The sequence below is a fragment of the Stenotrophomonas sp. YJH_SMC_105-26 genome (genome assembly GCF_059368915.1).
The window spans coordinates 724,817-738,587 of record NZ_JCAFSD010000001.1 but is presented as its reverse complement, the minus strand read 5'-3'; the positions used below and the strand labels follow the sequence as shown (position 1 = coordinate 738,587).

The 13,771-nt window shown below is 68.7% G+C and carries 10 protein-coding genes; 7 read left to right on the top strand and 3 right to left on the bottom strand.

Annotated elements, in window-relative coordinates:
- Positions 1 to 58: 58 nt before the first annotated feature.
- From AC5P7F_RS03470 to AC5P7F_RS03460, 3 genes are read left to right on the top strand one after another with little or no spacing between them, the layout of a single operon-like run.
- Positions 59 to 6,790, top strand: a complete 6,732-nt coding sequence (locus tag AC5P7F_RS03470) for an Hpt domain-containing protein (protein WP_164077956.1) — start codon at positions 59 to 61, stop codon at positions 6,788 to 6,790.
- On the top strand, positions 6,777 to 8,114 hold the full coding sequence (locus AC5P7F_RS03465; RefSeq protein WP_495204135.1) for a chemotaxis protein CheB: 1,338 nt from the start codon (positions 6,777 to 6,779) through the stop codon (positions 8,112 to 8,114). Before AC5P7F_RS03470 ends, AC5P7F_RS03465 begins: the two co-directional genes overlap by 14 nt.
- Positions 8,111 to 8,575 (top strand): chemotaxis protein CheW, encoded by a 465-nt coding sequence (locus tag AC5P7F_RS03460; protein WP_014648089.1) that lies wholly within the window; start codon positions 8,111 to 8,113, stop codon positions 8,573 to 8,575. Before AC5P7F_RS03465 ends, AC5P7F_RS03460 begins: the two co-directional genes overlap by 4 nt.
- A gap of 99 nt (positions 8,576 to 8,674) precedes the next feature.
- Here AC5P7F_RS03460 and AC5P7F_RS03455 read toward each other — a convergent pair whose 3' ends face one another.
- The 3 genes from AC5P7F_RS03455 to bioA all read right to left on the bottom strand — a co-directional run bounded on the left by AC5P7F_RS03455 (position 8,675) and on the right by bioA (position 11,065).
- Complete coding sequence (locus AC5P7F_RS03455; protein WP_080355779.1) at positions 8,675 to 8,788, bottom strand: 16S rRNA (uracil(1498)-N(3))-methyltransferase; 114 nt, start codon at positions 8,786 to 8,788, stop codon at positions 8,675 to 8,677.
- A gap of 157 nt (positions 8,789 to 8,945) precedes the next feature.
- On the bottom strand, positions 8,946 to 9,683 hold the full coding sequence (locus AC5P7F_RS03450) for a 16S rRNA (uracil(1498)-N(3))-methyltransferase (protein ID WP_069116275.1): 738 nt from the start codon (positions 9,681 to 9,683) through the stop codon (positions 8,946 to 8,948).
- Complete coding sequence (bioA, locus tag AC5P7F_RS03445) at positions 9,674 to 11,065, bottom strand: adenosylmethionine--8-amino-7-oxononanoate transaminase (protein ID WP_239510543.1); 1,392 nt, start codon at positions 11,063 to 11,065, stop codon at positions 9,674 to 9,676. The genes AC5P7F_RS03450 and bioA overlap by 10 nt, the downstream gene beginning before the upstream one ends.
- A gap of 77 nt (positions 11,066 to 11,142) precedes the next feature.
- Between bioA and nudE the strand changes: the two genes are divergently transcribed.
- Genes nudE through AC5P7F_RS03425 form a run of 4 tightly spaced genes read left to right on the top strand, consistent with a single transcriptional unit; the run spans position 11,143 to position 13,685 of the window.
- On the top strand, positions 11,143 to 11,706 hold the full coding sequence (gene nudE, locus AC5P7F_RS03440; protein WP_005418435.1) for an ADP compounds hydrolase NudE: 564 nt from the start codon (positions 11,143 to 11,145) through the stop codon (positions 11,704 to 11,706).
- A complete protein-coding gene (gene cysQ / locus AC5P7F_RS03435; RefSeq protein ID WP_014038179.1) occupies positions 11,703 to 12,506 on the top strand; it encodes a 3'(2'),5'-bisphosphate nucleotidase CysQ in 804 nt (267 codons plus the stop codon). Before nudE ends, cysQ begins: the two co-directional genes overlap by 4 nt.
- A gap of 13 nt (positions 12,507 to 12,519) precedes the next feature.
- Entirely contained in the window at positions 12,520 to 13,359 is an 840-nt protein-coding gene (gene mazG, locus AC5P7F_RS03430) for a nucleoside triphosphate pyrophosphohydrolase (protein ID WP_014648086.1), read from the top strand.
- Complete coding sequence (locus AC5P7F_RS03425; RefSeq protein WP_014648085.1) at positions 13,356 to 13,685, top strand: YnfA family protein; 330 nt, start codon at positions 13,356 to 13,358, stop codon at positions 13,683 to 13,685. The genes mazG and AC5P7F_RS03425 overlap by 4 nt, the downstream gene beginning before the upstream one ends.
- The last annotated feature ends 86 nt before the right edge of the window (positions 13,686 to 13,771 follow it).

Here is a 13,771-nt window from a genome sequence, read left to right as displayed (position 1 = left end):
TCCATTCCCCACGCCAGAATCCGCGCGGCCATCGCGCGGCGGCGAACGGAGCGCGTCCATGAGCAGTCTGCGCGATGCGATGAGCCACGCAGCGCTGGGCTGGGTCAAGCCCGAGCTGGACGAGACCCTGCGCCAGGTGCGCAACGAGGTCGAGTACTACGCGGAAGACCCGAGTGATGCCAGCCGCATGCGCATCTGCGCCGGCTACCTGCACCAGGTGCAGGGCACCCTGCGCATGGTTGAACTGTATGCCCCGGCGATGGTGGCCGAAGAGCTGGAGCAGCTGGCCAATGCCATCGGCGCCGGCCAGGTGGCCGACCGGGATGAAGCCTGTGCGACCCTGATGCGTGGCAGCGTGCTGCTGCCGGACTATCTGGAGCGCCTGCAGAACGGCCATCGCGACATTCCGATCGTGCTGATGCCGCTGCTCAACGAGATCCGCGCGTCGCGTGGCGAAGAAGGCGTCAACGACAGCGTGCTGCTGGCCTTTGCGCCGGACAGCATCACCGCCACCGAGGCCGAACTGGACCATGCCCGGGGCAGCCTGAGCGGGCGCAACCGCGAGCTGCTCGATACCGTCGGCAGCGCAGTGAAGGAAGAACTGCTGCGCATCAAGGATGCGCTTGACCTGCACCTGCGCACCGGCGGTGCACCGGAACAGCTGCAGACCCAGGCCAACGAACTGGGCGCCGTGGCCGACACGCTGGGCATGATGGGCCTGGGCGTGGCCCGCGGCGTGGTCGTGCAGCAGCGCGACGCGCTGCGTGGCGTGGTCGAGGGGCGCCAGCAGATCGACGAGAACCTGCTGCTGGATATCGCCGGTGCGCTGCTGTACGTCGATGCCTCGCTGGACGACCAGGTTGCCCATCTGGGCGCCGGCGGCAGTGGCGAGGACGATCCGAGCGCGGTGGAGAACCGGCGCACGGTGGAAGTGCTGGCCCATGAAGCCATCGCCAACTTCGCTGCCGCCCGCGAGCATTTCGTCGCCTTCATCGAAACCAGCTGGAACCATGCCGAGCTGCAGGATGTACCGCGCCTGCTGGGCGATGTGTCCGGCGCGCTGCGCATGCTCGACCTGGGTACCGCCGCCGATTACCTGCGTGGCGTGCAGCAGTACATCGAGGCCGAGCTGATCGGCCGCCAGCGCGTGCCCAGCGGCCGCCAGCTGGACACCCTGGCCGATGCCATGGCCAGCCTGGAGTACTACCTGGAAGCCCTGCGCGATCGTCGCCCGGGCCGCGAAGACATCCTCGAAATCACCCGCAGCAGCCTCGAGGCACTGCGCTACTGGCCGCTGCCCGAACGCAACGCCGCCGCACCGGAAGCGCCGGCAGCGCTTGCGATCGAACGTGAGCCGCTGCCGGTGCAGGTCGAGCCGCTGCAGCCCGAGCGCATCGAGGTACCGGTGCAGCCTGCTGCGCCCGCGGCCGGCGACGTGCCGGTATCGCTGCCGGACTTCACCTTCGATCCGCCGCCGGCCACACCGGCACCGAGGGTGCCCGACAACAGCCTGATGTTCGGCGCGCTGGGCACCGCGGGCGTCGTGGCCGCCAGCCCGTTGGATGCTGGCGCCTCGCCGCTGCCAACACAGGATGATGCCGAGGCATCGCTGGTCTTCGCCGCGTCCAGCGCACCTGCGCCTGATGTCCCGCAGTGGGAGCTGGCGCCGTTCTACCCCGAAGCCGAGGCGGCCGCGCCCGCCGGCGACGAACGCGCGCCGACGTTCGCCAGTTTCGATCCCGTCAGCTTCGAACTGGCCGACAGCGATCACGCCGATGCACCGCAGTGGTCGCTGTCCGAGGCGCCGCAGGTGCTCGAGGAAAGCGCAGCGCCTGCGATCGACGAGACGACGGACAGCGTGGTTTCGCCCGTGACCGGATTCGATGCTGCGCCGGTGTTCGATCCGGTAGCGGCCGAACGGGGCGCGGTTGCCGAGGCCGACGACGTGGTGTTCCGCTTCGACGCCGATGCATTGGACAACGCTGACGATGTGCTGTCGCTGCACGCGATGGAAACGTTGTCGCTGGACGATGACGCCGGGTTGCATCCGTCGCTGGAGATCGTCGATGCCGTGGCGCCGCCGCTGGCCGATGCATCGCCTGCGGCGGAGGTCAGGGTGGACGAGGCTCCGGATGACCTGCCGGCATCGTCGATCACGCCGCCGTCGATCGAAGCGCCCGCCCCGGCAGCGGAAACGTCGGCGCCGGCCGTGTCGGTGATCGATATCGACACCATCGCGCCGATCGATTTCAGCGAAGCCGATGCCCAGTTCTTCGCCGAGCTGAGTGCAGCTGCTGCCGGCTTCAATCCGCAGGCGATGCCCACCGCGACGGCACCGGAGGCGGTCGTTGCGACCGGCGCCGACGCCAATGCCGACGCGACTACGGGCTTCGACGCCGGCTTCGACGACGACGCCGAGAACATCGACGAGGACATCCGCGAGGTGTTCCTGGAAGAGTTCGACGACGAGCTCGCCAATCTGGGCACGCTGCTGCCGGCGTGGCGCATGCAGCCGGACAACATGGACCGGCTGCGCCCGATCCGCCGCATCTTCCATACCCTCAAGGGCAGTGGCCGCCTGGTTGGCGCACGTACGCTGGGCGAGTTCGCGTGGAAGATCGAAGGCATGCTCAACCGCGTGCTGGATGGCAGCCGCGCCGCCTCGCCGGCGGTGCTGGCGATGGTCGACAACGCACATGCGGCGCTGCCACAACTGAACGCAGCGCTGCGCCACGGCCAGCGCATCAGCGTCGACCTGCAGGCCATGCAGGCCATTGCCGATCGTGTCGGCGCAGGCGAGGAAACCTACTACGTACCGCTGCCGGGTGCGGCTGCGCCGGTTGTACCGGTTGCTGAAGCTGACGGCGAAGACGAGATCAGCCGCATTCTCGATGTGGAGGCTGCCGCCTCGGCGCCGGCCGATACCGACGTGGAGGCCGAAGTGGCCGGTACGCCGGCCAACATCGACAGCGTGCTGCGCGAGATTCTCGAGGCCGAGGTGGAAGTCCACCAGACCACCCTGCAGGACTGGCTGCGTTCGGCGCAGCAGGCGCCGCAACCGGTCAGCGATGCACTGCTGCGCGCGGTGCACACCATGAACGGCGCCTTCGCGATGACCGAAGTGCCCGAGATCACGGCGGTGACCGGCGGCGCGGAGTCCTACATCAAGCGCGCACTGGCCGCCGAGGTGGTCCCGGGTGATGAAGGCGTAGCCGCCCTGGATGCGACTGCGCAGGCGATCACCGCCACCATGGAAGCGTTGCAGGCCGAACAGCCGCGCATCGCGCCGCAACAGGTACTCGCGCAGCGCCTGCAGGCGCTGGCTGGCGCGTTGCCGGAAGCGCGCTGGCCGATGGTGGGCCTGGAAGACGAAGAAGACGATCTGGCGCTGGATGACGAACCGCCGGTGGAACTGGACGCGGATGCATCGACAGCCGTCGCGCCTGAATTTGATGCGGTGCCGCATTCGTTTGCCGCACCGGAGCAGGACGCGGAAGCACGTGCCGATACTGTCGAAGCCCCGGTCGCCGACGTGGCGATCGAGGCCGGGCTGGAGGTCGGTGAGCTGACGGCCAGCGATGATCTTTCGCGCTACTTCGATGCCGGATGGCCGTCCGTACCGGGTGAGGAGGATGCGTCGCTGCCGGTGGTCGAATCGATCCAGGTGGCCGACGACGTTCCAGCCGTTGCCGTAGCCGGTGTCGAGGCGGAGGCCGAAGGCGTGCTGCGGTTGTCCGACGATGCCGGTTTGACCGTCGTGGATGATCTGTCGCCGTACCTGGATGCCAGTGCGCTGCCGGTTGACGACCGCGACGCCGAAGAGACTCCGGCCGCTGTCGAAGCCGTCGCATCTGACCTGAATGCGCCCTCGGCCGATCGCGCGCACGTCGCTGATGCCACGGCGTTCGAAATGCCTGCTGCACTGCCACTCGACAGCGAGCTGTCGAGCCTGCAGGATGAAATGGCTGCGCCGGGGTTTGCAGAACCGGTCTCGCTGGAAGCCGCGCTCGAGGCCGGCCTGCACGTGATCGACGAAGAGCAGCCCCTGGCCGACGACGGGCAATGGCCCGTGCTCGGCCTGCAGGCCAGCGAACTCGCGCCGGGCGAGGCGGAAGCCTTTGCCGAGGATGCGGACGTCGGCGGGGAGGCGGCGATCGGTGAAGGAGAGAGCGCCGATCAGCCGTCCCCGGCGACGGTGAATGAGGAGATCGCGGAGGCCGCAGCGCAGGCCACCGCCGAACCGGTACGCTTCTTCGAACTGGAAGACGCGCCGGGCCAGGCGGAGGTCCACGCCGAAGCCGCCGACGTCGATGCGGTTGCGGTACCGGATGCCGTGGCAGCCAGCGCGCCCGAAGCCGACGTGCCTGAAACCGTGACACCTGACATCCTTGCCATGCCGGTGCCTGAAGACAGCACCGATACGCTCGACTTCAGCGTCTACGATCGCGAGCTGGTCGACATCTTCGTCGAGGAAGGCAAGGACCTGCTCGACCACTGCGATGGCCTGATCAGCGAGCTGCGTGATGCACCGCAGGACCGCGAGGTGCTGGCCGGCCTGCAGCGTGACCTGCACACCCTGAAGGGTGGCGCACGCATGGCCGGCATCAACGCCATCGGTGATCTCGGCCACAGCATCGAATCGTTGCTGGAGGCGGTCGCCGCCGGTCGCACCGAGATCGAACGCCGCGATGTGCAGTTGCTGGAGCGCGGATTCGATCGCCTGCACCAGCTGCTGACCCGCACCGGTAACCACCGCGTGGTGGAACCGGCGCAGGATCTGGTCGATGCGTTCGAAGTGCGTACCACCACCGATATTGCCGCAGCAGCAGCGGCTGCCGCAGGCGCAGCGGACGTGGCGAGCGTTGCAGAAACCGCGTCGGCAGCGGTCGCCGGCCCTGCGCCGGCACTGCTCGATGCGCCGTTGTCGGCACCGCTGCCGGCCGAAGGCGTGATCGATGAAGATCCGCTGGCGCGCCCGCAGCAGGAACAGGTGCGCGTGCGCGCGGATCTGCTCGACCGCCTGGTCAACCATGCCGGTGAAGTGGCGATCTACCGCTCGCGCCTGGAACAGCAGCTTGGTGCCTTCCGCGGCGCGATGGGCGAGCTGGAGCGCACCAATGCGCGACTGCGCGACCAGCTGCGCCGACTCGACCTGGAAACCGAGGCGCAGATCGTCGCCCGCTACCAGCGTGAGCAGGACCAGGCCGATCAGAAGTTCGATCCGCTGGAACTGGACCGCTTCTCCACGCTGCAGCAGCTCAGCCGCGCACTGAACGAGTCGGCGGCCGATCTCGGGGGCCTGCAGGGCGTGCTCGACGATCTGTCACGCCAGTACGATTCGTTGCTGCAACAGCAGTCGCGCGTCAGCTCCGAGCTGCAGGATGGCCTGATGCGCGCGCGCATGGTCCCGTTCGATGGCCTGGTGCCGCGCCTGCGCCGCGTGGTCCGCCAGTCCGGAATGGATACCGGCAAGCAGGTGCACCTGACCCTGGAGGGCACCCACGGCGAACTGGACCGCAATGTCCTCGATCGCATGGTCGCGCCGCTCGAACACATGCTGCGCAACTCCGTGGCCCACGGCCTGGAGGCGCCGGAACAGCGTCGCGCCGCCGGCAAGCCGGAGGAGGGCGAAGTCGCCATCCGCCTGCACCGTGAAGGCTCGGAAATCGTGCTGGAAGTGGCCGATGACGGTGCTGGCCTGGACCGCGAAGCGATCCGCCGCCGCGCCATCGATCGTGGCCTGTTGGCCGCCGATGCGCAGCCCAGCGAGCAGGAACTGGACAACCTGATCTTCGCCTCCGGTTTCTCCACCGCCGACCAGGTCAGCCAGCTGGCGGGTCGTGGCGTGGGCATGGACGTGGTGCGCAACGAAGTGCGCCAGCTCGGCGGCTCGGTCGACATCCAGTCGGTGCGTGGCCAGGGCGTGCGCTTCACCTTGCGCCTGCCGCAGACGCTGGCCGTCACCCAGGCGGTGTTCGTGCAGATCGGTGAAACCACCTTCGCCGTGCCGGTGGCCTCGGTCAGTGGTATCGGCCGCCTGTCACGCGAACGCTTCGAGGCCGCCGACAGCAGTTACCGCTACAGCGGCGAAGACTATCCGCTGTATGACCTCGGCAGCCTGGTCGGGCAGGCCCCGGCACGCGCCGATGGCCAGGACCAGGTGCCGCTGCTGCTGGTGCGTGCCGGTGACCTGCGCGCTGCCGTGGCGATCGACCAGGTGCTGGGCAACCGCGAAATCGTGGTCAAGCCGGTCGGCCTGCAGATCGCATCGGTACCGGGCATCTACGGTGCCACCATCACCGGCGATGGTCGCGTGGTGGTGATCCTGGACGTCGCGCCGCTGGTGCGCCGTTTCCTCGCCAATCCGACCGCACCGGTGCTGGCCAATGCACCGCGCGACGAACGCCAGGTGCCGCTGGTGATGGTGGTCGATGACTCGCTGACCATGCGCAAAGTGACCGGACGCATCCTCGAACGGCACAACTTCGAAGTCAGCGTCGCCCGCGATGGCGTGGAAGCACTGGAGCGGCTGGAAGAGCGCGTGCCGGACCTGATGCTGCTGGATATCGAGATGCCGCGCATGGACGGCTACGAGCTGGCCACGGCGATGCGCGCCGACCCGCGCTACAAGGATGTGCCGATCGTGATGATCACCTCGCGCAGCGGCGACAAGCACCGCCAGCGCGCCTTCGAGATCGGTGTCCAGCGTTATCTGGGCAAGCCGTACCAGGAACTGGACCTGATGCGTAACGTGTACGACCTGCTGGGGATCGCCCGTGTCCGTGAGTGAAACCCATCCGGCCCCGGCCGTCGCCCTGCTGGCCCGCCCCGGTGCGGCGCGCGAACGCCTGCGCGAGGCGCTGTCGCATGCAGATGTGCAGCTGGTTCTGGAAGATGACCCGAACGGCTTGGAGCCACAGGTCCTGCAGGCTGCGGATCCGCAGTTCGTGGTGATCGCGCTGGAAGCGGCCATCGAGGACGCACTGGAACGGCTGGACGCCGCGCTCTCGGCACCGGGGCTGACCCTGGTGTTCGATGAGGCCGAGCTGGCCGCGCGCCGCGACGGCTGGGAGGCGCAGCGTTGGGGGCGCCATCTGGCGGCCAAGCTGCACGGCCACCAGCAGGTGTTGCCGCCGGGTGCCGAGGAAGAGCCCAGCCTGCAGCTGGAGCCCGGCCATCCGGCGCCCGCGCCGGCACCGCAGGAAGAAGCCCTGCAGCCGCATCTGGCGCAGGCGCTGAGCTGGGCCGATGACGTTCCGGCCGACGGTCTGTATTCGCCGCCGGCACACCTGCACGAACCGATCGCGCTGGAGCAGGCCCTGGCGGCACTGCAGCCGGACGTGCCCGAACCACGGGATCCGCCTTCGCCGCCGCAAGCGCCGGCCGAACCGGCGGCGCCTGCGGCACCGCCGATCTCCTTCGATCACACCGCCTGGTCGCTGGTCGAGGAATCGATCGAAGCGCCGGCACCGGCAGAAGTGGCGGCGCCGGCCGCTGCGCCGCAGCCCTCCTTCGATACCGATCATTTGACCCTGGTCGATCTGGATGCCGCCGCCCCGGCCGGTGCGCGCGCCGCATCAGTGCTGGTGCTGGCCGGCATCGGTGGCCCGGATGCGTTGCGTCGCCTGCTCGGCGCACTGCCCGCGTCGTTGAGCGTGCCGGTCCTGGTGCACATGCGCCTGGACGGTGGCCGCTACGGCAATCTGGTCAAGCAGATGTCGCGTGTTTCGCCGTTGCCGGTGCAGCTGGCCGAGGCCGGCCAGCGCGCCGTGCCGGGCGAGGTCCACGTGCTGGCTGATGATATCGGCGTGCGCGCGGCCAGCGATGGCCTGCATTTCCAGAGCGATGCCACCGGTATTTCGCTCGCTGCATTGCCGGCCGCACACACTGCGCTGGTGCTGCTCAGCGGTGCCGACCTGGCCCATGTCGGCCCGGCGCTGGACCTGGCGGCCGCCGGTGCGTGGGTGGCCGGGCAGGTAGGCGAGGGCTGCTACGACCCGGCTGCGGCCACCGCCGTGGTTGCTGCCGGCATGGTGGCCGGTGAACCGCAGGAGCTGGCGCAGGCAATTGCCGCGCGCTGGGGTGAGCAGGACGACAACGGAGATGCACCATGAGCTACGCCAGCAACGACGAAATCCGCGGCGTCCTGATCCAGGCCGGCAACGAGCGCGTACTGCTGCCCAATGCCACCGTGGCCGAAATGATGTCGCGCGTACCGGTGCAGCCGGTCTCCGATGCGCCGCGCTGGCTGGTTGGCGAGATCGGCTGGCACGGCTGGCAGGTGCCGCTGGTGTCGTTCGCACGCCTTTCCGGGCTGGGCGAAGAGACGGTGGCCGGCCACAACAAGGTGGTAGTACTGAAGTCCCTCAGCGGCAACGCGCAGCGCCCGTACTACGCGCTGCTGACGCAGAACTTCCCGCAGCTGATCTCGGTGCCGCGCGACGGCCTGCTGGCCGACGCCTCCGAAGAAACCCTGCCGCAGATCGTGCACATGCGCGTGCTGCTGGGTGAGCAGAGCGCGCTGCTGCCGAACCTGGATGCACTGGAAGCGGCGCTGGATTCGCTGGCGGCCTGATCGGCAATCCGCCGGTCGGGTAGCTGGTAGTGCCGGGCGCTGGCCGGCAACCCCATGATCCCGTGGATGCCGGCCAGCGGCCGGCACTACCACGAAGCCTTACCCCAGATCGCCCAACCGCGCCTGCAACGCCGCGATCGCGGCCAGCCCGGCCGTTTCCGTGCGCAGGATCCGCGGCCCCAGTTGCAGCCCCTGGAATCCCGCCGATTGCAATCACGATGCCGCCAGCGGGAGCGGCTTCCAGCGTCGACATCCGCTGGCGGCCTGATCGGCAATCCGCCGGTCGGGTAGCTGGTAGTGCCGGCCGCTGGCCGGCAACCTCATGATCCCGTGGATGCCGGCCAGCGGCCGGCACTACCACGAATCAGCCTTACCCCAGATCGCCCAAGCGCGCCTGCAACGCCGCGATCGCGGCCAGTCCGGCCGTTTCCGTGCGCAGGATCCGCGGCCCCAGTTGCAGCCCCTGGAATCCTGCTGCGGCCAGTTGATCGCGGTCGCGTGGCGACCAGCCGCCTTCCGGGCCGATTGCAATCACGATGCCGCCAGCGGGAGCGGCTTCCAGCGTCGACAGGCGATGTGCTCCCTGCGGATCCAGGGTCAGCCGCAGCGAATCGGCTGGCAGCGCCGCCGCAGCCTGCGCCAGCGACAGCGGCGATCCTACCGGCGGAATGCGCGCGCGCCCGGACTGGCCGCAGGCCGAGGTCACCACGTTGTTCCAGTGCGCCACGCGCTTTTCCGCCCGTGCCGCGTCCAGCTTCACCTCGGTGCGCTCGGCGTTGACCGGAATGATCGCGACCACGCCCAGCTCGGTGGCCTTCTGCAGGATCAGGTCCATCTTCTCGCCACGGGCGATGCCCTGCAGCAGGGTGATCGCCAGCGGGGATTCGTTGTCGATGGCCTGCACGGCGTCGATGAGGACCTGCACCTCGCGCTTGCCGGCCACGGTCAGCGTCGCGCTGTAGTCGTGGCCATCGCCGTTGAACAGCACGCAGGTATCGCCTTCGCGCAGGCGCATCACCCGCACCAGGTGGTTGGCGGTGTCTTCCGGCAGGGTCACGGTCTGGCCGCTGTGCAGCGCCAGGTCGATGGGGCAGCGGGTCACGCGCATGCAATCGCCTCGTCGATGGCCGCCAGCGTGGTGTGCGCCAGCAGCTCCAGTTGTTCGTCGTCCACGCAGTAGGGTGGCATCCAGTACAGCACGTCGCCCAGCGGGCGCAGCACCACGCCGCGCTTGAGGGCGGCCTTGTAGGCCTGCAGGCCCAGCCGCAGGCCCGGGTCGAACGGCGTGCGCTTGTTGCCGTCGCGCGACAGCTCGAACGCCACCACCATGCCGGCCTGGCGCACGTCGGCCACGTGCGGGTGGTCGGCAAACGGTGCCGCCAGCGTGCCCATCACCGAGGCGATGCCCCGGTTGCGCGCGATCACATCGTCGTCGCGGAAGATGTCCAGCGTCGCCAGCGCCGCGGCGCAGGCCAGCGGGTTGCCGGTGTAACTGTGCGAATGCAGGAAGGCGCGCTCGCGCGAGTCGTCGAGGAAGGCGTCATACAGCGCCTGCGTCGCCAGTACGGCGGCCAGTGGCAGGAAGCCGCCGGTCAGGCCCTTGGACAGGCACATCAGGTCCGGCATCACCCCGGCCTGCTCGCAGGCGAACAGGGTGCCGGTGCGGCCGAAGCCGGTGGCGATCTCGTCGGCGATCATGAACGCGCCATGGGCATCGCACAGTCCGCGCACGCGCTGCAGGTAGACCGGGTCATGCATGCGCATGCCGCCGGCACACTGCAGGCGCGGTTCCAGGATCACCGCGCAGACCTCGCCCGGGTGCTGGTCGAACAGCGTGGCCAGGCCATCGGCCGCCTGCCGTGCGCGATCGGCCGCGCTCTGGCCCGGTTCGGCCAGGTAGGCATCGGGAGACGGCGCGAACAGGCCCTCGGCCAGCAGCGGCGCATAGACGCGGCGGTACAGCGGAATGTCACCCAGCGCCAGCGCGCCCAGGGTTTCGCCGTGGTAGCCGTTCTCGAGCGCGATGAAGCGCGTGCGCCGGGGCTCTCCGCGGTTCTGGAAGTACTGGAAGGCCATCTTCAGCGCCACTTCCACGCCGGCGGACCCGTTGTCGGCGTAGAACACCTTGGCCAGCGGTTCGCGGCCGGCCTGGCGTGGCGCCAGTGCCAGCAGGCGTTCGGCCAGGGTGATCGCCGGCTCGTGGCCGAAACCGGCGAGCATCACCTGTTCCAGCTGCCCGGCCTGGGCAGCGATGGCACCACCGATGCGCGGTTCGGCATGACCGAACAGATTGGTCCACCAGCTGCTGACCGCGTCCAGATAGCGGTTGCCGTCGTGGTCGATCAGCCATGCGCCTTCGCCACGGGAAATCGGTACCAGCGGCAGGGTGTCCGGATGCTCACGCATCTGCGTGCACGGGTGCCACAGCACCTGCAGGTCGCGCTGCCGCCAGTGGCGGGCCAGCGGGGAGGGGGTTGGGTCTGCTAGCATTTCGGGCTCATGAACATGTTGCTGCCTGCACATTCTATCGGCCCCGGCGCAGCCGCCGGTCGCCGCGGAGATTCCGCATGAACGATGACCGTGCCGGCCGTCGCTTGCCGATCATCCATCGGATCACCGATGAGGAGAACGGCCCCTTCCAGCGCCAGCACCTGGACCTGGAGTTCTCCAACGGCGAACGCCGCCGCTTCGAGCGCCTGGTCAGCCGTGGGCACGGTGCGGTGGTGGTGGTGCCGATGCTCGACGACGAAACCGTGCTGCTGGTACGTGAATACGCCGCTGGCATGCACCGTTACGAACTGGGGCTGGTGAAGGGCCGGATCGATGCCGGCGAGACGCCCGAGCAGGCGGCCGACCGCGAACTGAAGGAAGAGGCCGGTTATGGTGCGCGCCGGGTCGACGTGCTGCGCGCGATGACCCTGGCCCCGACCTACATGAGCCACCAGTCGTGGCTGGTGGTGGCGCGCGACCTGTACCCGGAAAAACTGGCCGGCGACGAGCCGGAGGAGCTGGAAGTGGTGCCGTGGAAGCTGGCCGAACTGGACCAGCTGATGCTGCGCGAGGACTTCTCAGAGGGACGCTCGCTGGCGGCGCTGTTCATTGCCCGCCAGTGGCTGCAGGGAACGCGATGATCAAGCTGACGACGGACCTGCGCGAGACCGCCATCGCCATCGCCCAGGAAGCCGGACAGGCCATCATGCAGGTGTATGCCGATGGCTTCGACGTGCAGATCAAGGACGACAACAGCCCGGTCACCGCAGCTGACCTGGCCGCCAACCAGGTCATTGAACTGGGCCTGCGCCAGCTGACCCCGGACCTGCCGATCCTGTCCGAGGAATCGGCGCAGGTGGGCTGGGAGCAGCGCCGCCACTGGGGCGCCTACTGGCTGGTGGACCCGCTCGACGGCACCCGCGAGTTCGTCAAGCGCAACGGTGAGTTCAGCGTCAACATTGCCTTGATCTACCAGGGCGCACCGGCATTCGGCGTGGTGCTGGCGCCGGTCACCGGCATTGTCTGGCATGCCATGCGCGGGGAACTGGCCTATCGGCGGCAGGGTCTGCACGACACCGTGCTGCGCACCCGCACGCCGGCCACTGCTCCGCTGCGCGTCGCCGCCAGCCGATCGCACCGTTCGCCGGAAACCGAGGCGCTGCTGGCGCGCATGGGCCGCATCGAGACCATCGCGCAGGGATCGTCGCTGAAATTCTGCCGGATCGCCGAAGGCGGCCTGGATGTCTATCCGCGGCTCGGCCCAACCTCTGAATGGGATACCGCCGCCGGCCAGTGCGTGCTGCATGCGGCGGGTGGCGCGGTGCTGTCGGCCGCGACCGGCAAGCCGTTCCGTTACAACCGCCGCGAAACGCTGTTGAACGGCGATTTCATTGCCCTTGGTGATACCAGCTTGCCGTGGCGCGACTGGTTGTCCGACTGAACCTGGAGGCCGCATGAGCGCGCACGACACCCCTGCCACCGGCAGCGAGGCAAGCCATCAACTGGAACGCCTGCTGGTCATCATGGCGCGCCTGCGCGACCCGCAGGGAGGTTGCCCATGGGACCTGGAGCAGGACTTCTCGACCATTGCCCCGTACACCATCGAGGAAGCCTACGAGGTGGCCGATGCGATCGACCGCGGCGACCTCGACGATCTCTGCGACGAGCTCGGCGACCTGCTGCTGCAGGTGGTGTTCCACGCACGCATGGCCGAGGAGCAGGGGGCATTTGCCTTCGCCGATGTCGCACGTGCGATCAGCGACAAGATGCAGCGCCGTCACCCGCATGTGTTTGCCGATGTCAGCGTCGACGATGCCGACGGGGTGATGCGCAACTGGGACGCGATCAAGCGCGCCGAGCGTGCCGCCAAGGGCGAGCAGGACACCTCCGCACTGGCCGGTATCTCGCGTGGCCTGCCGGAATGGCAGCGCGCCGTGAAGCTCCAGTCGCGCGCGGCCAGGGTCGGTTTCGACTGGCCGGGTCCGCTGCCTGTGCTGGACAAGGCGGCCGAGGAGCTGCAGGAGCTGCGAGAGGAATTCGAGCGCGGCGATATCGCGGGCAACAAGGCGCGCCTGCAGGAAGAACTGGGCGACCTGCTGTTCGTCTGCGCCAACCTGGCCCGGCACGCCGATATCGATCTGGGCGCCGCACTGCGCGGGGCCAACCACAAGTTCGAGCGGCGCTTCCGCGCGATGGAAGCGCAGGCCGAGGCGCAGGGGGAGGCGTTGGCGGCACTGGACCTGGATGCGCAGGAAGCGCTGTGGCAGCACGCCAAGGCAGCAGAAAAAGCGTGAAGACGCTTGGCCTGTTCCTGCTGACCGCGCTGGCCGAGATCGTCGGCTGTTACCTGCCATGGTTGTGGCTGCGCAAGGGAGGCAGCGTCTGGTTGCTGCTGCCGGCCGCGGCCAGCCTGGCCCTGTTCGCCTGGCTGCTGACTCTGCACCCGACTGCCAGTGGACGGGTCTATGCCGCCTACGGTGGCGTGTACATCGGCACCGCGCTGTTCTGGTTGTGGCTGGTCGACGGCATCCGCCCCAGCCGCTGGGACCTGTTCGGTGCAGCCCTGTGCCTGGCCGGCATGGCGGTGATCATGTTCGGTCCGCGCACGCCCCCGGTGTAGCGTCGAGCCAGGCTCGACCGCGCCCACCCTTTTGTAGAGCCGAGCCATGCTCGGCTGCTTCTCCGGGGAGCAGTCGAGCAAGCTTG